Genomic DNA, 21359 nt, shown 5'->3' with positions numbered 1-21359 from the left:
AGCATTCACGCTTGTCATTTTGTCCTAAAGGGTGTGGCTACAGCTATAACATCCAATTGTATTAACGTCGTTTCATTGCTAAAGTAAGTCCATCGGCAATGGGGATAAGAGAAAGAGTTACGCGTTCGTCATCGTGTAACTTTTCGTTTAGTGCCCGAATTGCTTGGGTACTTTCATTTTGAAATTGTGGGTCAGCAACGTGTCCTGACCAGAGAACATTATCAATCGCAATCAATCCACCCGGACGAATTAATTGCAGCGAGCGCTCATAATATCCATCATAATTTTCTTTATCGGCATCAATAAAAGCAAAATCAAATGTCTCGGCTTGCCCAGTTGCCAACAGTCGATCTAAAGTTTCTAAAGCCGGTGCCAAGTGCAGCTCAATTTTATCGGCAACCCCGGCTTCTTGCCAATACCGTCGCGCGATCGCAGTAAATTCTTCACTAACATCACAAGCGATAATTTTTCCATCATCTGGTAACGCCAAAGCTAGAGAAAGTGAGCTATAACCCGTAAATACTCCTATTTCTAGGGTTTTTTTTGCACCAATCAGTTGCACCAAAAGTTTCATAAACTGTCCTTGTTCTGGTGAAATCTGCATTCCACCTCGGGGATGACTGGCGGTTTCTTGGCGCAACTTCCCAAGAATCTCTGGCTCCCGTAGCGAAACGGATAAAAGATAATTGTAGAGTTGGTTATCAAGACCTATAGACTGTTTTGGCATGGGAGATGAGAAAATTTTAAGAATCTACAGTTATACTATCGCTGAAGAGTGGAATCTCAGAAAAACATGGTGCGGTTAGTTTTGACAGCAATATTGCTAGTATTAGTGACAGCTTGTGGCACTATTGGACTGTTACCGACTAGCTCTTTAGTGCAAAAAGCGATCGCATTTGAGCTAGAACAAAGTCAACAAAAGCTTAGCCAGCAGTTAGATCTAGATTTTCAAGGCTTTGAAATCAAGCGCCTATCAATTACCCAAGAACAACCCCTAACTATTGAGAATTTACCAGCTTTCCGCGTCCAGGGAACCTACGACTTGATTATCAAGTTACCAAAACGAAGCTTGACGCAACCACAAAAACCCTTTCAAGTTTACCTGCAAATACAGCAAGAAGGCAAAACTTGGCGGTTACTACTTCCAGAAAAGGGTAGTAAAAATACTCAATCAATTTGGCGTAGTTATCTCATCCAATAGCTGATATGTGCAACTATAAAAACCATCACACTTATTTCAGTATAACTGCCAGGGCAAGTCAGGATCGAAATGATAGTTTGATTAAAGACAATACAAAATGTATATTAACTTTTTCATCAGTTCCATTATTGGAATTGTATTGACGGTATTAGTAGCTTTTGGATTGCTGCAATGGTTGCACATACCTGCTGGTAACTTTCTCGACTGGGTGATTGGTGGTGCTAGTTTTTGGTGGCTGTTGGTAATTGTTACCGTACCGTGGAATGTGCATTTTCAAGCTAAAGAAGTTTTAGCCGAAGCAGCACAATCTACTGAAAAAGGAATTCCAGTTGATGAGAAACAAGTGAAGTATGTGACAGTTTTGGCAAAGCGATCGCTCTGGGTTGCCATTGCTTTACACTTATTCTCAGCCGTTGGTCTTTATACTCTTGCTGCTACTGGTATTAGTACAGTTGGATATGTGAGTTCTGGTGCAGCTTTGTTATTAACGATTCTGCGTCCAGCGATTCGAGCTTACGAGTATTTATATGCACGATTAGCGATGATTCGCCAAGAATGGAAGTATCCCCGTGAAGATATTGTTGAATTGCGCGATCGCTTTTCCAATTTAGAACAAAAAGTTCAATCTTTAGAGGATCAACTTAACCCAGAACAACCCTATTCTTTGCCAGTAACTCAAGAACGTTTTGCTGAAGAAACTCGAAGAGATTTAGCCCGAATTGCTGCTAATTTAGAAGAATTACGGGCAATAAATCATACAGAACACGAGCGTTTAGGGAGAGAAGCCAGAAATGCGATCGCCCAACTTTCAACTGACGGACAATTTCTCGACCATGTGCGTGAAATTATTCGATTTTTTAAATCAGCCTGAATTCTAGCTATATTCAGCAAGTATTCTTTTATTCTATTTCGTAAGCCTGCAATAAATGTTCGCCATTGAAATGAATGAGATGAGTTGCATCTTCAGCAACCCAAACATCTGTTTCCCAAGCAATATCTGCCAGATATCCTACCATTGCCTTGCGACTAAGAAATGTTGTCACCATAACTAAAGGGATTTTGACACCTTTAAATAGAGATTCCAAATCGTTTTTTCGTTTGGGATTAATTGGCCCGTGTGAAGTTACAGCTTCAATTAGCACTAACCACTTATTTGTTGTTAAATGGATAATTACATCTGGCATTTTGCCGTGGGAATCGATGTTAACGCCTAAATCCGTCAATGCTACTTCATCGAAGTGGGCGAACTTTTCATCGGTATCGCCAACATAAATCAGCTTTCCACCAGGGGTGAAACGAGGAGCAAAATTGTTAATAATTTTCTCAATTAGAATATTTTGACCACCTGGTGACAAAGTTTTAATTTCCCCTGCAATTAGCACCGGAATACGGGACATTTCCCGCTCTTGTGCATACTGTTTAATAAATCAATCTTAAGCTGCCTCACCGTATCTTCGATAAAATCAGTTTCACGAATTTCGTAATTAAAAGAAATATTTAGGCGTTGACATTCCTTTTCACATAGCTTTAGAGTTTGATGCAAATATCTAATTAGAAAAGGATCAATTTCATAGGCTACAACACGCAAAGTTGAGATGTGTTTTTGATGCTGGCATACTTTGATCACAAAAGCAGCTAATAATGAACCGATTCCTGCTCCAGCATCGAGCAAGGAAATTTCAGGCAAATCGAGCCTATCAAACATCCCAGCCATCAATTCTGCTACCGAAGCGGGGGTAAGAAACTGACCCATTGACCCTTTTTTGTCTTGTGTTAGCTTCAAACTTGCTAGAGACCGAAGAAGATCCACTTCTGCAAGCAAGCTCTGACTTGATATTTCTGCTAAGGTGCTGAACCCCAAGTTACTAATATAATTTGCTATTAAGACTTTATTTTTTGATGGGATACTCACGGTATAGCTAAAAAATTGATTGTTTGTTTAAAAATAAGTTGGTTCTCTTGATGGATAAAATGTTAGAGGATGTTTGAAAAGTCTGTAGTAGTGTATCAAATATTTTTTACCCCATCCTAACCCTCCCCTTATAGTCGTAGAGGTATATTGCTCGGCTTATTGTCCACTTATTTTGGTCAACCTTGCCAACTTTTACCGTGGGAGATTAACCTCCTCAAAATACACGCCGATCATGCTGCCAATCTGATCGAAGTGTTTCAAACTGAGAATGTCCGGTAATTCGTAATTACTGATTAAAAATTATTAAGGGTAGCTTGACAATAAAAGTTGCACCCTGCCTGACTTCTGGACTTTGGGCGTAGATAGTACCACGGTGGAGTTCTAGGAGATTAGGTGCGATCGCCAGGACAAACCGCTAATTGTTGCTCTAAAGGAGCTTATACTCTCAATAAATTAATAATTACAAATTATTCTCTCAAGCCTATTTTTGCGGGATCTCGACGAAAACTTAAAGAAGTCCTGCTGACTCATACAAACGTTTCAGCATTGCTGTAATTTTTGTACCATAATCCAAATCTGCTGACCAGCGCCCTGATAGCTGGTCAATCAATGGGGCAATTCCCCGCGTCACAAACCGAAATCTGGGATCTACTACTTCCTGTACCAAAGGTTCTAAACTAGCGTAAGCTTTTAAATGTTGGATGTGCGCCCTGACTCCAATTCTGGCACTTGGAAAAGATGCAGCCTCCGAACCACCACCGATCGCACCCAAGCCGGCAAAGTTATTTTGTTCGGGTTTAATATCGCCGCCAAACCGTAAAAATCCAGTTTCTACACACATTTGACAAAAGGCAATATCATAATTTATTCCTTCTATACCTGCTTCTTCCCGATAAAGTTTGGAGATATCAGGAAACTGTGCTAAAGCATTTTGATTATTGTTTCTTAAGAATAATTGTAACTGTACTTCTGAAGTATTACCGTTCGACATTACCCGGTCTAATTGTCCAGCACAAACTATTAAATTTGTTCGCAAGCTGACAGTACGAGTTGCAGCATCCCAAGTGACTGCAACATTAAAATCCCGTAATTCGATTGCTTTGACATACACTACTCGGCGATAAGTAATTCGATTCACATTCGCTGCTTTTGCAAGGTCAATCCGCAGACGGTCTACTAAATCAATAGGAATGTAAGCATTACCATTAACTAAAATTCCTTGCTCTGAATAATTTTGCCCGTTAATGTTAATATTAATTGCCGAGTAAGTTGGTTCTGTTGGAGTTCCTGTAGGGTCAATTACACGACTCCAAGATGCCAATCCATCAGCAATTCCCAAAGCAAAATCCCGCCGACGACTTTGTAGCAAAGCCCGATCCTCTGGACTGCTGAGAAACCCGACTTGCATTAACAAAGCCGGAAACGTTGTCCGACGACAGAATGCCAAACTACCCAATCCACTGTCTGTATCTGGCTTGACTCCGCGATTCGGTAATTGAGGTACGCGGCGCAACAGTGCTACTAGCAACTGTTCAGCATTGCTTTTGCGCTCAGTATTGTTAGCAATGTAGAAAACACTAGCCCCACGTACAGAAGGACTGCTAGCGGCATCAGATTGAATTTCTAGCGCCACATCACCCCGGCCTCCACGAGAATTGATCCAGGTAATAGTTTCGGCGGCACTCAAGTCATCGGGAACTGCTAAAATTTCAAAATTCCGCGCCCGCAGTTCCGTAACAATCAAATCCCGCAGCAGAATCATTTCTTTAGCTTCAGTTGTACCACCTGCGATCGCACCCGGATCGATTCCTCCCGCTTCTTTGCCACCGTGAGCCGCCGAGATAAAAATACGTCCCATCTTCAGTATTTCCTCTGATAAAATTAAACGTAAGTAATTTTAGACATAATTGGTGGCTTAGCAACAACAATATAATAGCTATCAGAAGTCTAAAGTCATTTGTCCTTTGTTATTTCTCCAAAGTTGAGCGAGGGACTGGGGACTAGGGACTGGGTAATAGGTAATGGGTATTTCAATCCTCAATCCCAATCTTCAGTCCCCAATCCCCATTACTCCTTATCCCCAGGGGGGACCCCACCTTCCCCAATCCCCATTACCCCTTATCCCCAGGGGGGACCCCACCTTCCCCAATCCCTAACACCATGCAAATCCCCCGCTTGCACCCAGACACAATTGAAGAAGTTAAACTACGAGCCGATATTGTTGATGTCGTTTCGGAGTACGTAGTTTTACGCAAAAGAGGAAAAGATTTTGTCGGGTTGTGCCCCTTCCATGATGAAAAATCTCCTAGCTTCACCGTCAGCCAGACAAAGCAAATGTATTATTGCTTCGGCTGTCAGGCTGGGGGAAATGCCATCAAGTTTGTCATGGAGTTGGGAAAGCGTTCCTTTGCTGAGGTAGTGCTAGATTTAGCACGGCGTTATCAAGTACCCGTACAAACCCTGGAACCCGAACAACGTCAAGAATTACAGCGTCAGCTGTCTTTGCGCGAGCAATTATATGAAGTTCTGGCTTCCTGTGCCCAGTTTTATCAACACGCCCTTAGACAATCCCAAGGGCAAAAGGCAATTGAATATTTGCAATCTCACCGCAAACTTCAAGAACAAACAATACAGCAGTTTGGTTTAGGTTACGCCCCCGCAGGTTGGGAAACTCTCTATCGCTATTTGGTGGAAGACAAACATTACCCAGTGCAACTGGTAGAAAAAGCGGGATTAATTAAACCACGCAAAGAAGGCGGCAGTTATTATGATGTGTTTCGCGATCGGCTGATGATTCCCATCCGCGATGTTCAAGGACGCACAATCGCTTTTGGCGGTAGAACTCTGACTGAGGAGCAACCTAAATATCTAAATTCACCAGAAACCGAACTTTTTAGCAAAGGTAAAACATTATTTGCCCTCGATTTAGCCAAAACCGGGATTTCCCAACTCGATCAAGCCGTGGTGGTAGAGGGATATTTTGATGCGATCGCCCTCCACGCTGCTGGGATTAATAACGCTGTCGCCTCACTGGGTACAGCTTTGAGCTTAGAACAAGTGCGGCTAATATTACGCTATACCGAATCGAAACAACTAGTACTCAACTTTGATGCCGATAAAGCCGGAACCAATGCAGCCGAAAGGGCGATCGGTGAAATTGCCGAACTAGCATATAAAGGAGAAGTTCAGCTAAAAATTCTCAATCTACCCAATGGCAAAGATGCTGATGAATACTTGCGCCAGGGAACTCCAGAAAACTATGCAGAACTATTAGCAAATGCACCCCTTTGGTTAGATTGGCAAATTCAACAAATTATTCATGACCGTGACTTAAAACAGGCTACCGATTTTCAACAAGTAACTCAGCAAATAGTTAAATTACTCAAAAATATAGCTAATAACGATACACGAAATTATTATGTTTCTTATTGTGCAGAAATACTCAGTTTAGGTGATACCAGACTTATACCCCTACGAGTCGAAAATTTGTTAACTCAAATTGCTCCCCCTGCACCTACATATTCCAAACCTGTCTCAGCCAGAAAAGCATGGGGAGATAATAAACTTTCTCAGCTGCGTACAGAACGCAGCCTTTTAGAACAAGCAGAAGCATTATTACTAGGAATTTACTTGCATTGTCCCGAACAGCGTCAAGCAATTACTGACGAATTAGAACAACGAGATTTGCAATTTAGCCTTTCCCACCACCGATTTTTATGGCGACAGATTTTAGAAACAGCGGTTGAACAAGTAGATTTAATTTCAACTTTACAAAATAGATATTTAGAATTATCAGAAGATTTGGGAGTGGTATCACATCTATTTCATTTGAACGAAAAAACTAAGAAAGAAATACTTCGGACTCCACAGGTAGTGCAAGCGGCGATCGCTTGCATGGATTTGGTAATGCTAGAAAAACGCTATCGTCACTTTTTAGAACTATGGCAGCAAACCGATCCTCAAGCCGAACCAGAGAAGTATCAATCCTATTATCAGGCTTTCTATACTGAAAAACTCAAGCTTCAGAAAATAGACAAGAAACGCCTATTTTCCATTACAGAATTGTTGTAGCAATGTTGATGAATAACATGAAAGCAATTAAAGTTATCACAGAAGGGAGGAAGTAAAACTATTACTATTCCTAGCTTTCACCCTTATTATTATGTCATAAAGGGTGTGACTACGGCTATAGTAGAAATTGATGAATATTGGTCTTTTTAGTAATTAGTAAAAAGCTAATTGCTAAAAGATGAACAGTTGTGTTTTTCTTCCCCATTACCCATCACCCATTACCGACCCTCACAGATATCATAAGTATTCAACCAGACATGATATAAGATGGTGCGTCACCTTAGGCGATAACGCACCTGATAAAACTATGTGGTTTGTTTTACTCAGCACTCATGACTCAGAACTGTTTGGTGATTTTATTGGCGCAGGTAACTAAAATTGGCATCGGGCCTGCCAACAAAGCAAGAACGGGTAAAGTTATATTTTTTGATAATCGCTAATGATGTTGTTGCTTCAGATTGATTATTGTCAAAATCAAACATCCAGTGGCTACCGTCTACAATTTTCCAACGATTATTTATGCGATTAACGGTTGTTGTCGCAGGATTAAAAGAAACGCAATCTTCACCTTGTAGGAAACCAGAAGGAGCGCTATTATTCACTAAGAGATATTCAAAAGATGGTTGGGGTCGTCCGACAAAACAGGACTTGTTAATGCCATAGTGTTTGAGAACTTGGAAAGCACGTGTCGCTTCATCTTTTTTATTACCAAAGTCAAACATCCAGTGATTGCCATTCTCAACTATTTTCCAGCGATCGCTTACTTGGTTAACACTAATATTATCGGGATTGAAAGCAATACAGTCTTCTTTAACTGCTTGTGTTTCTCGTGTTAATGAAACTAGGTTAGAACGATATTCTTTGTTGCCTCTTCTATCATTTAAAATGATATATACAGATTGTGGAGGTGCTTCACCTTGCTCAACTGCAAACCAAAGAGAGTTTAAGTTTTCGGGAGAGGAAAATGCACAAAATCCGTAAATTCGTTGGTTGGTTTGACCATTATAAATATCTACCCAAGTCCGAGAAGAATTATTGTTTTGTCCACAAGGAGGTAAATTTGGAGCTTTTGTAAATAAGTTCTCAGGAAATGCATTCCAGTTTGTTACTGCTAATTTATATCTTTGAAAATTTTTTCCTGTAGCTGTATATGGTTCTGTTCCCTGAAAAACTAGTTTTGGTTGGGGTATAGGATTGGATGCAATATTGAGAATATTGGGATTTATATTATTGTTACTCTTACTATTTGCTATTTGAAAGTTCTCAGCAGCATAAGCAGCAGCAAAATTAGATAAGATCCACCCGACGCTTAGAAAAGTTGCAAATTTGTTGTAATGTTGTAATTTCATTTTGATTATACCTGGAGAAAAGTTATCCTATTTAAAATGCGAACATAGGAGAAATCTCACGCAGAGGCGCTGCGGAAAGTCTGAGCGTCGGCTTCCGGCGTAGACGCCCGGAGGGCAACTTGCCGGAGGCATCAGAACTTTCCAAGACAGAGGCACAGAGGCGAGAGATAGGAGAAATTTAGGTGTTCACAAATAATTTAGGCTTGTTGTATTACTACAACTGCTTAGTTTGTCTTTCCATATTTTTTTTCTGGAAAAGTAAAAATTTTTATGTTTAATTTTGACCAAAATTGGGTAAACTAATTTCGGTATATACGTAGAGAGATGAGTTCCTTAGTCAGCTTGACGCAAAATAATGTATATCTGATTTGACGGATATTGATAAGCACCATTGGAAGCGGCTATGGACATTGGCAGCACAACTCGCTCGTCAGGCTACATCTTGGCATTGGACTTGGGTACTACCGGCAACCGCGCTTTTGTGTTTAACGCAGCAGGTAAAATTGTCGGACAGGCGTACAAAGAACTAACTCAACATTATCCGCACCCGGGATGGTTAGAACATGACCCGGAAGAAATCTGGCAAGATACATGTTGGGTGATGGAAACGGCAATTCTCAATGCCAAGATTACTCCATCGGACATCGCGGCGTTGGGATTGACTGTGCAGCGTGAAACTTGCTTGATTTGGGACAAAACTACAGCCAAACCACTCCATAGAGCGATTGTTTGGCAAGACCGCCGCACTGCTCCTCTTTGTCACCAGTTACAACAGCAAGGCTATGCTCCAGAAATTTCCGACCGCACCGGATTAATCGTTGATGCCTACTTTTCTGCTACCAAGCTCAGATGGCTATTGGACTTTACAAATGCTGATTCAAACAACGTTTTAGCTGGCACCATTGATACTTGGGTGCTGTGGAAGCTCACTGGTGGAAAAGTCCATGCTACCGACCATAGTAGCGCCAGCCGCACAATGTTAATGAATCTCAAAACTTGTGAGTGGGATGAGATTCTCCTAGAAATGTTCCAGATTCCGGCTGAAATCTTACCGCAGATTCAGCCTAGTTTAGGATTCTTTGGAGTTACTGATGCTAGTTTATTGGGTGCAGAAATTCCCATCGCTGCAATTTTGGGAGATCAGCAAGCTGCTTTATTTGGTCATGGCTGCGATCGCCCTGGTTTAATCAAATGCACATACGGTACTGGTAGCTTTTTGGTAGCTCACACTGGCTCTGAAATTTTGCGATCGCCCGGACAACTGATTTCAACTGTGGCGTGGACACAAAGGAATCGAAGCGGGGGTTTGGATGTCGGCTATGCCCTAGAAGGCAGTATGTTTACTAGTGGCGCTTGTATTCAGTGGTTGCGCGATAGCTTGAAGCTGATTAAAACTGCGGCGGAAACTGAAGCGATGGCAAATCGAGTCCCAGATAATGGTGGTGTATATTTTGTACCTGCATTTAGTGGACTGGGCGCACCTTACTGGGATATGAGCGCTAGGGGAGCCTTTTTCGGAATTACCGCCAGCGTACAACCAGAGCATTTAGTACGCGCTGTATTGGAGGCGATCGCTTACCAAGTTGTCGAGGTGGTGCAGGCGATAAATGCGTCTAGCAGTACCCCGATTGGGCGATTAACGGTAGATGGTGGTGCTAGCGAGAACAATTTTTTGATGCAGTTTCAAGCTGATGTCTTAGGTATTCCCGTTGAACGTCCGAGTGTACGTGATACTACTGTTCAGGGTGCAGCATTTGCAGCAGGTTTAGCTGTGGGATTTTGGGACAACTATCAAGCATTGGTGCAGCAACGACAGATTGAATGCGTATTTGAGCCAAAGAATGATTTGTCGAATTTTGCTACTTGGCAAAAAGCAGTGAAACGTACTTTGGCTTGGATAGAGTAGCATTGTGCCAAAAAAGAATTCAGCGAAAATTTTTAGCATAAAATTATTCTGTTTTATCAACTAGATAATCAGCCTATTAGAACAACTAGAAGTAGATAACCTTTAATTCGCTTGCTATAAAAGCATATAAAATATAACTTATATTGAACGGATAAGAATTCATCAAAGATTCTTAAAAAGTATATTCTTGATAGTCGCCTTCGCTTTCTGATTCGGTAATTTAATTTCTAGAATTACCTAACTCTCTGGCATCACTTTTTCTCCAAAATATAGCAATCCTAAATGAGAAAGCAAAAAATATTAATGGTAACTATTGATTGTTAGCAGCAGTAATATTTTACAAATGATTTAGAACTGCTATATATTTATAACTTCTCTATTACAAGGCTTTTATAAAAAATATTTATTTCAGTTATTCAGTTACAAATAAACTCTCAAACTTCTACTAAATCTAATATTTGTCAATTGAATATGATTTTTATTTTATCAGAGTAATGTAATAGCGCTAATTGGATCTGTTTAGAAAATTATAATAAGTATAACTAATAAAAATTAATAGTTAATTTTCAGAATGAATAGAGATGATTATTTGAAAAATTTCTATAAGACTTAACTTTTATATTTTACAAGAAGATGTTTATTATAAAATATAATAATAAATACTGATGAGACTTAGGGTATAAATCTTATGATAGAGAGACGAAAAAAAGATGAAAATGTATTCTGTTAACAATGTGATAATTTAGGAAAATACTTGTGAGAAAGAGTAATTTTCTCTAAAAATTGAATTCAAGAAAATTACTCAATATTATTACCAACCCAAAAGAAATATTACCAACCAAAAGAGAGTTATTACCAACTAAAAGAGAACGGAGTAAACACATGAGGTTTGTCTTAAGACGCCGCAGGTTGGGTCAATTGATGATTTTCAGTTCAGTAGCGGCTACAATCGCTAATTTTGGAGAGAAAGGTAGAGCACAAAATCAAATCAAAAAAACTACTCCAACGCCAAAAACTTCGACAGATCAAACTATGAAAGTGACGCTGCAAGTGAACGGAACAGCACATAGTTTGCACATTGAACCTGGTGTTACCTTACTTGATGCACTTCGAGAATACATCGGGCTAATTGGTACTAAAAAAGGTTGCGACCACGGGCAGTGTGGTGCTTGCACGGTACTGGTTGATGGACGGCGTGTTAACTCGTGCTTGACGTTTGCCATTATGCATACCGACGCAAAAATCACAACTATTGAAGGACTGGAGCAAGGAAATAATCTGCACCCGATGCAAGCCGCGTTTGTTGCCCACGATGCGTTTCAGTGCGGCTACTGCACGCCGGGACAGATTTGTTCGGCAGTGGGTTTGGTGAATGAAGGACACGCTAAGTCGGATGCCGAGATTCGCGAACTGATGAGCGGTAATATCTGCCGTTGTGGCGCTTATCCAAATATCGTGGCTGCTGTCCGCGATGTCTTAGAGGGGAAAAAAGATGCAGCCGTTTAACTATAAGAAAGCAGGACAAGCAGAGAATGCTGTGGCATTGGTGACTCCAGATGCCCAAGCCTCGTACCTAGCTGGCGGTACGAGCCTGATCGATTTGATGAAGCTAAATGTCCAGACACCAACAGAGTTGGTTGATATTAATCCATTACCGCTCACCAAGATAGAAATGCAGGGTAACGGCGTGCGGATTGGTGCAATGGCACGCAATAGCGATGTTGCTTACGATGCGATGATTCAAAAGCGTTATCCTGTGCTGTCAGAAGCGTTGCTATCTGGGGCATCACCGCAACTGCGAAACATGGCAAGTGTAGGCGGGAATTTGCTGCAACGTACCCGTTGTTACTACTTCCGCGATACTGCTTTCCCCTGCAATAAGCGCGTTCCAGGTTCGGGTTGTCCGGCAATTGAAGGCTACAATCGGATTCATGCGATTCTCGGCGGCAGCGATCGCTGTATTGCCACCCATCCTTCTGATATGGCTGTGGCAATGGTAGCACTCGATGCGGTTGTACAGACACGCGGCCCCAATGGAGAGCGCAGTATTCCCCTGGTAGATTTTCATCTCGTACCAGGCAATACGCCAGAAAAAGAAACAGTTCTACAACATGGAGAGTTAATCGTAGCCGTTGATTTGCCTGCTTCACCATTTGCAGCGCGATCGCACTATTTAAAAGTCCGCGATCGCGCTTCCTATGCCTTTGCGATGACATCGGTGGCTGCGGCACTCGATATTCAAAACGGCGTCATTCGCACCGCCCGCATTGCCCTGGGTGGTGTAGGTACAAAGCCTTGGCGTGCTTACGAAGCAGAAAAATTGCTCCTTAACAAGCCAGTAAACCAAGCAACGTTTGAAGCAGCAGCAAAGGCGGCGCTCGCTACAGCTAAACCTCAAAAATACAACGGGTTTAAAGTCGAATTAGCTAAACGCACAATTGTTAAGGCGCTCTTCACGGTGGGAGGTATGGCGTGAATACAGGGGATAAAAATACAGTTATCGGCAAACCGCTTAACCGAGTCGATGGACACCTGAAGGTAACGGGTGGCGCACGCTATGCCGCAGAGTTTCCGGTTGCCAAAATGACTTATGGCGTGACAATTCAAAGCACGATCGCCAAAGGTAAGATTGCCCAAATCGATACCAAGGCGGCGGAACAAGTACCGGGTGTATTAGCAGTAATTACCCACCTGAATGCGCCCAAGGCTTTTGGAGATAAAGGCGGCGGTCACAAGCTGCAAGTGCTGCAAGATAACATTGTGCTTTATAGCGGTCAGCATATCGGTGTTGTCGTTGCCGAAACCTTTGAACGAGCTATGTACGCTGCTTCCCTGGTGCAAGTTCGTTATGACGAAGAAAAGCCGACCATCAATATGGGGGAGAACCTCGCTAAAGCATATTTGCCCAAAGGTAAAATCCCCAAAGAAGAGTCCCCTGATTCAGCGCATGGCAACGTCAACCAAGCACTAAGGGCTGCTGCTGTCCGTGTCGAGCAAACCTATACTACACCGATTGAAAATCATAATCCGATGGAGCCTCATGCCACAACAGCAGTTTGGCAAGGCGAGCAACTACTGCTGTATGATGCAACCCAGGGAATTTTTCAGGCTCAACAAAAAGTTGCGGGGGTATTGGGGATTGAGCCAGAGAAAGTCCGGGTGATGTCTTACTTTGTCGGCGGTGGCTTCGGTTGCAAAGGGTCGGCTTGGTCGCATGTGCCTCTAGCGGCAATGGCAGCACGGCAGGTTAATCGTCCAGTCAAACTGGTGCTAGGTCGGATACAGATGTACGGGCCTGTGGGTTTTCGACCAGAGACGATTCAACAGGTTGCTTTAGGTGCAACCCGCGAGGGCAAATTGACTGCACTCCGCCATACTGGCATTTCTCAGACTTCAACTTTCGATGAATTTATCGAACCAGTTGGTAAAAGCGCCCGGATGATTTATGCTTGCCCAAATATCGAAACCAGCCACCGTCTGGTGCAGCTCGATGAGGGTACACCAACTTTCATGCGGGCCCCTGGTGAAGCTTCTGGGTCGTTTGCCCTAGAATCGGCAATGGACGAACTCGCTTATGGACTGAATCTCGATCCGGTGGAGTTGCGTCTGCGTAACCATGCTGATGTCGATCCTAGTAAAGGACTGCCCTGGTCGAGCAAGTCACTCATCCAGTGCTACAAGCTAGGAGCAGAAAAGTTTGGCTGGCAAAAGCGCAATCCCAAGCCCCGTTCGATGCGAGACGGCAATTATTTGATTGGCTGGGGAATGGCGACAGCAACTTATCCTACCAACCGTTCTCCAGCATCGGCGATCGCTCGAATTATGGCAGACGGTACAGCCGTTGTGCAAAGCGGTTCCCAAGATATTGGTACGGGGACTTATACTGTAATGACTCAAGTCGCAGCTGAGGCACTCGGTTTACCAGTTGACAAAGTTCGCTTTGAACTAGGCGATACCAAAATGCCAGAAACTCCTGTTTCCGGTGGTTCGCAAACTGCCGCCAGTGTCAGCTCCTCAGTGCATTTAGCGGGAAATCAAGCCCGCAATCAACTTTTGCAACTAGCACTTGCTGATCGCAAATCGCCGCTTTATAGTTCAAATGCTGAGGATGTGATTGCCGAAAATGGCAGCTTTTTCTTGAAAAATAAATCCTCTGCAACCGAAACATATCAGGCAATCTTGGCACGGCATGGAATGAAAATGATTGAAGCGCGTGGTGATGCCAAGCTGGGAGAGGAACAAAAGAAGTTCTCAATGCATTCATTTGGAGCGCAATTTGCGGAAGTCCGCGTTGAGCCTGATTTGGGCGAAGTGCGAATATCGCGCTGGGTGGGAACTTTTGGCGTAGGACGCATACTCAATGCTAAAACAGCCAACAGTCAACTCATTGGTGGGATTATCTACGGTATCGGTATGGCACTGATGGAACACACTATAACAGACCCGAACCGAGGACGCGTTGTCAACCACGATTTAGCCGAGTACCACGTCCCAGTGAATGCAGACGTTCCCGATATCCAGGTGTTGTTTGTTGATGAAAAAGATCCACATATCAACCCGCTTGGTGTTAAAGGAATTGGCGAGATTGGGATTACCGGTACGGCGGCGGCGATCGCTAACGCTGTCTATCATGCCACAGGTAAGCGCGTCCGCGATTTGCCAATTACATTAGACAAGCTGCTGTAGAGATTGCGATCGCCGAAACGATGAAAGCTCAATCATCTGATTGGCGGTCGCTACATTACCACTATCAGCTAATAAGTTTATAGGCGGCAATGATATCCTGTAGTTTCTTTTACCAATCAGTAGAAGTCTCAGGGCTGATGACGACTAAAGTAGAATTTGGTACTGTTAGCTCGGAATCACTGTAGTTACCTCCGTGACCGAGATGAGTAGTCGAACAGCCCGCTCTTACGCTTTCGTGTCAATTGCAGCAGCAATCGTCACTATTGTCCTAAAGTTTGGTGCTTACCTGCTAACCGGGTCAGTAGGACTACTTTCAGATGCTATTGAGTCAATTGTCAATCTCGTGGCAGCATTGGTAGCTCTATGGGCATTGACCTACGCTGATAAACCCCCAGATACCGAACACGCCTTTGGGCATTCTAAAGCCGAATACTTCTCCAGTGGTGCAGAAGGTGCGTTGATTGTAGTCGCAGCCATCAGCATTGCTGTTGAAGCTTGGGGACGCTTGTTGCATCCAGAACCGTTAACACAGCTGGGATTGGGGTTGGCACTCTCCCTATTTGCAACCGCAATCAACGGCGTTGTTGCTTTTATCTTGCTACGGGCAGGGCGACGGTTACGTTCCATTACACTGAGGGCTGATGCTCACCACCTGTTTACCGATGTAGTGACTTCGGGTGGTGTGGTAGTTGGAATCTTCCTTGTCAAAGTAACAGGCGTTCTCGCGCTCGATCCAATTGTCGCACTGATAGTAGCAGCAAATATTACTTGGACAGGATTTCGTTTGCTGCGGGAAACCAGTAGCGCACTACTGGATGCAGCTTTGCCTAAAAAAGAAATTGACGTAATCAAGAGCATCCTTAACGAGTACAGACATCAAGACATCCAGTTCCATGCCTTGCGAACCCGTACTGCTGGAACTCGCCGCTTTGTTTCCTTTCATGTTCTTGTGCCTGGATCTTGGACAGTGCAACAAGGGCATGATTTATGCGAGGCAATTGAGCTGGCGATTCTGCGGGTGCTGCCTTCAACCCACGTTACAACTCATCTCGAACCTGTAGAAGATCCAGTTTCTTGGGAAGATTTGGAGTTGGAGCGTCCGAACAATCAGCAAATGCAAGATATCAGATAAGAGATTAATTGCTGCCGTTGAGCTTTAAAGAATCGCGCGATCGCCGAAACGATGAAAGCTCATTCATCAGATTGGCGATCGCACTCATTTTTTAGTCTACTGAAGGTGACTTAAGAGGGCGATCAACTACTTTAAAGTTTTTGTGAAGCCAGTAAAGAAGATAATAAAAAGCTTAGTGAATCTACTATGATACTAGTGATTTTTAAGGATGCTGTGGTGAGAGCAAATTAGTACGAAAACCATAGATATCTAGTTATCTCTACAAAATCAATCTGGTTTTCTTAAGCGATCGCTCAGTTTTCCAGTTGTTTTAAGTAGGAAATTTTGTGCTAACGACCGCCAATTAAATCTCTCCCTTCCATCCTGTGCATCTTCAAGTTCAATTGGCTAGCTTTGATGATTGTAGTTCTAATTAGGAGTCCATTCAAAATCGTGAAAACAGAAAAGTTCGCACTCTCGACTCTTATAGCATTAGCTACCTTAGCTAGCACTGCAACGGCTGCACAAGCAGTCTCGCTCGTCAATCAAACCTTAGACGTTCTCTCAGCGCCTCCCTTCGGTGAACCAGTCTTCAGTTTCACCCAGCTAGGAAGTACGTCCCTGCCATATGTTAGTCCTACTCTAACGACGGGATCGGGACCTGCACTAAAGATTAACAATAACCTCAACGACTTGGATGTCTCTGTCGGTGATATTGTCTATCGTCTATTAAGCCCTGATGCTCAATTTGGCACTGTTACTTCAAACCTTTACAAAGTGACGCTATCTGAAAACAACTCCGTTGCAACATTCACAGGCGCGCGCGTCAACCCTGGTCAAGTGTTCCGCATTCAGCGCACGGTCAGCGATGGGTCGCCTGTCAATTTTACCTTGGCATTATCTACCGCAAATGAAACGAACACGGCTACTATTCCTGAACCGACCACAATTGCAGGTTTAGCGCTTGTAGGTGTCGCTTCTGCTTACATGCGTCGGCGCAAACAGCAAGCCGCAGGGTAAATAGTGAATGCATCGCCTTGCACTATTAATGCATTGCCTTGCACTATTAATGCATCGACTTGCATTGTGAATGCATCGACTCGCACTGTTAATGCATCGACTTGCATTGTGAATGCATCGACTCGCACTGTTAATGCATCGACTTGCATTCATAGTTATAGCTGTAGCTACACCCTTTAGGATATTTTGAAAACATGAATGCTAGGAGTAATAATAGTTCTACCTTCTGCCTCCTGCCTCCTGCTATAAATCAGTTTTAAACCACTAGGAGCATTAAAATTTCTAACACTCCAAAGCTGAAGTGTCACTAGTGGGAATACAATCACAAAATTATACAGTTTTGTTTGTAGAGACTGCACTGGAAAATAGCGGAGGTTAAAGCAATGGATGGGCGCGATCGCTATTTACGAATCGCTTTGGTTCTCTTTGGAATAGCTTTTCTACTTATCTATCCGCTAACTMAGGTGTGGGCATCAGGCTGGTTATGGCAACCAGGTCAGCACGAATAMGAACAAATGATTATTGGTGTCTATGCAACGCTTGGTATATTTTTGCTGTTAGCTTCAAGGCAACCAGAAGCACACCTCAGTTTAATCTGGTTTACCGTCTGGTCAAGTTTAGTCCACGGACTGATCATGGCGGTACATGCAGTAATTGACCCTGTTGAACATGGACACCTGTTTGGTGATGTTCCAGCATTATTCTTGGTAGCAATTGTCCTTGGCTTTTTAGCGCCCCGCAAAGTAGTGTCAAGTACATTAACAGGCATGGAATGACTGTACATCTGCTGAAATTGAAGAAATAAACAATTCCTCGATCAATTTAAATAACAGTTACAGTGTTGCTGAAGCGCGAGTCGGAAGCGGCATCGATTTGCTCTAATTATTGCTGTAAGATAACTTGGTAGAGAAATATGAAGGGCAATTACAAAAGTAAATTATTATACTGATAAATATGTAACAAAAACAACGAAGTCTATCATAGTTTTTGACGAATGGTAAAGACGATCAAATTAAAATTTGGAAGAGGCTCAGGATTACCTTCAGAGGAAGTAGTCACAACGCCCATAACCGTATTTGTAGGTCCAAACAACTCTGGGAAAAGCAAGGTTCTCTCTGAAATTTTCTATTACTGCACAACTGGTCAACAGAACGTAACAGATGTAATCCTAGAAAAGATTGAATTTGATACATTCTCAATTGAAGCGGCTGAAGAAAAGATTCAAAAGTCAACTCTTCAACCACATATAAGTGAAACCCTCTTACCCGATCATATAATTGTTGGAAAAAGGGGAGCGAGGTATCAAGTTCATAGACAGAATCTTTTGCACGCGTTACAGAATCCTAATAGTCAGGGAAGTTTGTTTTGCCAGTGCTATCTCGCATTTAACACTCTCCTACTAGACGGTAAAAGTCGTATTAGTTTGATTGGGCAACAAAGCGCTGGTGATCTCCAGCAACCCTCTCAAACAAGCTTTCAGGTGTTGTTTCGTGATGATGCCAAAAGGTATGAAGTTAGACGGATTATTTATGACGCTTTTGGGACGTACTTCGTTATAGATCCTACTTTTCTCGGTCAACTTAGACTACGCTTGTCATCTCGTCCTCCAGAGGCAAATATAGAAGAGCGCGGTATTCACGATGAAGCTGTACAATTTCACTCAAAAGCACTTCCTGTTGAGCAAGCCAGCGACGGTGTAAAAGCATTTACTGGAATTATTACAKAGATCATAGCTGGCGATCCTGCCATTCTTCTAATTGATGAACCTGAAGCTTTTTTGTATCCACCCTTAGCTTTCAAACTAGGAAAAGAAATTGCTATCTCTAGCTTAGGATCTGAAAAAAGATTGTTTGTTTCAACGCATAGTTCAAATTTTGTAATGGGTTGTATACAATCTGGCGCACCAGTTAATATTGTGAGACTGACTTATCGCAGTGAGGTAGCTACTGCAAGAGTCTTGTCTAACACAGACATCCTTCGATTAATGCGAAATCCTTTGTTGCGCTCAACTGGTGTGCTTGAGGGGCTATTCTACGAATTTGTCATTGTCACAGAATCCGATGCAGATCGCGCTTTTTATCAAGAGATTAATGAGCGACTGCTACGTTATAAGCCAGAATTGGGAATTCCTAACTGTCTGTTTCTCAATGCTCAAAATAAGCAAACAGTTCAGATAATTATCAAACCTTTAAGAGAATTAGGTATACCAGCAGTTGGCATTGTTGACGTTGATATCCTTAAAGATGGCGGTCAGAATTGGACGAAATTTCTCAAAAGCGGCTTTATTCCTGAACTTGAGTATCAGTCACTTGCTGATTTTCGAGATGCTGTCAAGAAAAAATTTGATGCTGTAAAAAAGGATATGAAACGGGATGGTGGTGTAGATATTCTCTCTGGCAGTGACAAAGAAGCAGCAAATAACTTATTTGACAAACTTGCCGAGTATGGTCTGTTTGTCGTGCGAAGAGGAGAGTTGGAGTCTTGGCTTCTTCAACTTGATGCAACTGGACACGGACCCGATTGGTTGATTAACATCTTTGAGAAAATGGGAGAAGATCCAGAATCGCAAGATTATCTCAAACCCTCAGATGATGATGTATGGAGTTTTTGTGGTGAAATAAAAAAATGGTTTACTAATCCAAATAGGAAAGGTATACCTTCATAGAGTCTTTCAATGGGCTAACCAACTTACGACTTAAATTTTGCTCAATAACCAGCTTAAAACAACACTACTGAATGCGCGATCGCATCTTTGATAAACTGTAACGCCGAATTGAGATAGAGCAAGCTTAAACAAAAGGTAAGCATTATGAATGCATTGGCTTACGTTGTGAATGCATCTTGGGGAATATGTTTCAAAACAGACCTTAGTTAGAATCTTTGTACTAAATTACCGTGGTATCATTACGGTTCATTTCTGTTGTTGCTTGGAGGAGACAATTATGGAAATCAGTAGACGCAGCTTGTTAAAAACTGCTTCTGCTTCGGGATTAGTAGCAGCAGGACTTGCAGCTTCGGAAGGATTTTTGCAACCAATCCTCGCTCAAGCAGAACCCATCGATGAAAATACTCAATTGCTAGCCCAAACACCAACTGCAACTCGACGCGGCGAAATGTTGTATCGCACCCTTGGACGCACGAATGAACAGGTATCTGTGATTGGCTTGGGGGGATATCACATTGGAAAAATTGAAGATGAGCAAGAAAGTATCAAGCTGATCCGCAGTGCCATTGATCGCGGCATCAATTTTATGGATAACTCTTGGGACTATCATAATGGACGCAGCCATCGGTGGATGGGAAATGCTCTGAAAAATGGTTATCGCCAAAAAGTATTTTTAATGACCAAAATTGACGGTCGCACCAAAGCCGCTGCCAAAATGCAAATTGATGATTCGCTCAAAGATTTGCAGGTCGATCGCATTGATTTAGTGCAGCATCATGAAATACTGCGCTTTGAAGACCCGGATCGCGTCTTTGCTCCTGGTGGCGCGATGGAGGCAGTCGTTGAGGCACAGAAAGCGGGCAAAATTCGCTATATCGGTTTCACAGGACATAAGAATCCTTTGATTCACCYTCAAATGTTGGAAACAGCCAGACAAAATAATTTCCGCTTCGATACTGTGCAGATGCCATTGAATGTGATGGATGCCCATTTTAGAAGTTTTGAGCAACAGGTTCTACCTGTATTAGTGAAAAACAACATTGGTGTCTTGGCAATGAAAACAATCGGGGAGTCTTACATTCTCAGAAGCAACACAGTCAGTGCGATCGAGTGCCTGCACTACGCCATGAATTTGCCCACCTCAGTGGTAATTACGGGCATCGACAGTATGAAAATTTTAGACCAAGCATTTGAGGCAGTCCGTACATTTAAGCCAATGGATCGGGCACAAGTGACAGCACTGTTAGCACGTACCCGTGAGGCAGCAGCTAAAGGACAGTACGAACGATATAAGACCACAACTCAAAATGATAGTACAGCAACGAATCCAGCTTGGTTAGGGTAAATTTTATTACTATAGCAGGGGGCAGGAGGCAGAAGGTAGAACTATTACTCCTAGCATTCATGCTTTTAAAATATCCTAACTTATGTGACTATG

Annotated in this window: 19 protein-coding genes; 13 read left to right on the top strand and 6 right to left on the bottom strand. The window is 42.7% G+C overall.

What is annotated here, in order from left to right:
- Positions 1-61: 61 nt before the first annotated feature.
- Positions 62-727, bottom strand: a complete 666-nt coding sequence (locus FCR06_RS16875) for an O-methyltransferase (protein WP_138501682.1) — start codon at positions 725-727, stop codon at positions 62-64.
- Positions 728-793: 66 nt separating this feature from the next.
- Between FCR06_RS16875 and FCR06_RS16870 the strand changes: the two genes are divergently transcribed.
- Entirely contained in the window at positions 794-1201 is a 408-nt protein-coding gene (locus FCR06_RS16870) for a hypothetical protein (protein WP_138501839.1), read from the top strand.
- A 97-nt stretch (positions 1202-1298) separates the two neighbouring features.
- On the top strand, positions 1299-2072 hold the full coding sequence (locus tag FCR06_RS16865) for a hypothetical protein (RefSeq protein WP_138501680.1): 774 nt from the start codon (positions 1299-1301) through the stop codon (positions 2070-2072).
- A gap of 28 nt (positions 2073-2100) precedes the next feature.
- Here FCR06_RS16865 and FCR06_RS16860 read toward each other — a convergent pair whose 3' ends face one another.
- The 3 genes from FCR06_RS16860 to FCR06_RS16850 all read right to left on the bottom strand — a co-directional run bounded on the left by FCR06_RS16860 (position 2101) and on the right by FCR06_RS16850 (position 4971).
- Positions 2101-2598 (bottom strand): BsuBI/PstI family type II restriction endonuclease, encoded by a 498-nt coding sequence (locus tag FCR06_RS16860; RefSeq protein ID WP_223280170.1) that lies wholly within the window; start codon positions 2596-2598, stop codon positions 2101-2103.
- On the bottom strand, positions 2577-3113 hold the full coding sequence (locus FCR06_RS16855; RefSeq protein ID WP_223280169.1) for an N-6 DNA methylase: 537 nt from the start codon (positions 3111-3113) through the stop codon (positions 2577-2579). The genes FCR06_RS16860 and FCR06_RS16855 overlap by 22 nt, the downstream gene beginning before the upstream one ends.
- Positions 3114-3621: 508 nt before the next feature.
- Entirely contained in the window at positions 3622-4971 is a 1350-nt protein-coding gene (locus tag FCR06_RS16850) for an N-acetylmuramoyl-L-alanine amidase (RefSeq protein ID WP_138501678.1), read from the bottom strand.
- Positions 4972-5273: 302 nt separating this feature from the next.
- Between FCR06_RS16850 and dnaG the strand changes: the two genes are divergently transcribed.
- Positions 5274-7184 (top strand): DNA primase, encoded by a 1911-nt coding sequence (dnaG, locus tag FCR06_RS16845; protein ID WP_138501676.1) that lies wholly within the window; start codon positions 5274-5276, stop codon positions 7182-7184.
- Positions 7185-7362: 178 nt separating this feature from the next.
- Positions 7363-7560 carry a hypothetical protein gene (locus tag FCR06_RS16840; RefSeq protein ID WP_138501674.1) on the top strand — a complete coding sequence of 66 codons (198 nt, stop codon included), beginning with the start codon at positions 7363-7365 and terminating at the stop codon, positions 7558-7560.
- On the opposite strand, the gene FCR06_RS16835 is transcribed toward FCR06_RS16840, so the two are convergent.
- A complete protein-coding gene (locus tag FCR06_RS16835) occupies positions 7541-8533 on the bottom strand; it encodes a hypothetical protein (protein WP_138501672.1) in 993 nt (330 codons plus the stop codon). The genes FCR06_RS16840 and FCR06_RS16835 overlap by 20 nt on opposite strands.
- Before the next feature lie 403 nt (positions 8534-8936).
- Between FCR06_RS16835 and glpK the strand changes: the two genes are divergently transcribed.
- The 6 genes from glpK (at position 8937) to FCR06_RS16805 (ending at position 17256) form a co-directional block, all read left to right on the top strand.
- Complete coding sequence (glpK, locus tag FCR06_RS16830; protein WP_138501670.1) at positions 8937-10439, top strand: glycerol kinase GlpK; 1503 nt, start codon at positions 8937-8939, stop codon at positions 10437-10439.
- Positions 10440-11321: 882 nt separating this feature from the next.
- Positions 11322-11945 (top strand): (2Fe-2S)-binding protein, encoded by a 624-nt coding sequence (locus FCR06_RS16825; protein WP_138501668.1) that lies wholly within the window; start codon positions 11322-11324, stop codon positions 11943-11945.
- The gene (locus tag FCR06_RS16820) at positions 11932-12915 is read left to right on the top strand and encodes an FAD binding domain-containing protein (protein ID WP_138501666.1); all 984 of its coding nucleotides are present in this window, start codon (positions 11932-11934) and stop codon (positions 12913-12915) included. The genes FCR06_RS16825 and FCR06_RS16820 overlap by 14 nt, the downstream gene beginning before the upstream one ends.
- Positions 12912-15125, top strand: a complete 2214-nt coding sequence (locus tag FCR06_RS16815) for a xanthine dehydrogenase family protein molybdopterin-binding subunit (protein WP_138501664.1) — start codon at positions 12912-12914, stop codon at positions 15123-15125. The genes FCR06_RS16820 and FCR06_RS16815 overlap by 4 nt, the downstream gene beginning before the upstream one ends.
- Before the next feature lie 202 nt (positions 15126-15327).
- On the top strand, positions 15328-16257 hold the full coding sequence (locus FCR06_RS16810; RefSeq protein ID WP_138501661.1) for a cation diffusion facilitator family transporter: 930 nt from the start codon (positions 15328-15330) through the stop codon (positions 16255-16257).
- A 396-nt stretch (positions 16258-16653) separates the two neighbouring features.
- Entirely contained in the window at positions 16654-17256 is a 603-nt protein-coding gene (locus tag FCR06_RS16805) for a PEP-CTERM sorting domain-containing protein (RefSeq protein WP_138501660.1), read from the top strand.
- On the opposite strand, the gene FCR06_RS16800 is transcribed toward FCR06_RS16805, so the two are convergent.
- Complete coding sequence (locus FCR06_RS16800; RefSeq protein WP_138501658.1) at positions 17220-17405, bottom strand: hypothetical protein; 186 nt, start codon at positions 17403-17405, stop codon at positions 17220-17222. The genes FCR06_RS16805 and FCR06_RS16800 overlap by 37 nt on opposite strands.
- A 234-nt stretch (positions 17406-17639) precedes the next feature.
- On the opposite strand from FCR06_RS16800, the gene FCR06_RS16795 reads away from it, so the two are divergent.
- The 3 genes from FCR06_RS16795 to FCR06_RS16785 all read left to right on the top strand — a co-directional run bounded on the left by FCR06_RS16795 (position 17640) and on the right by FCR06_RS16785 (position 21266).
- Positions 17640-18032 (top strand): DUF6632 domain-containing protein, encoded by a 393-nt coding sequence (locus FCR06_RS16795; RefSeq protein WP_138501656.1) that lies wholly within the window; start codon positions 17640-17642, stop codon positions 18030-18032.
- 218 nt (positions 18033-18250) lie between these two features.
- Positions 18251-19921 carry an ATP-dependent nuclease gene (locus FCR06_RS16790; protein WP_138501654.1) on the top strand — a complete coding sequence of 557 codons (1671 nt, stop codon included), beginning with the start codon at positions 18251-18253 and terminating at the stop codon, positions 19919-19921.
- A 277-nt stretch (positions 19922-20198) separates the two neighbouring features.
- Positions 20199-21266 (top strand): aldo/keto reductase, encoded by a 1068-nt coding sequence (locus FCR06_RS16785; RefSeq protein WP_138501652.1) that lies wholly within the window; start codon positions 20199-20201, stop codon positions 21264-21266.
- Positions 21267-21359 lie beyond the last annotated feature (93 nt).

Source organism: Nostoc sp. PA-18-2419, assembly GCF_005869855.1.
Taxonomy (GTDB): Bacteria; Cyanobacteriota; Cyanobacteriia; order Cyanobacteriales; family Nostocaceae; genus Nostoc.
The sequence above is the reverse complement of the archived record's forward strand: the minus strand, read 5'-3'. Positions and strand labels throughout refer to the sequence as shown.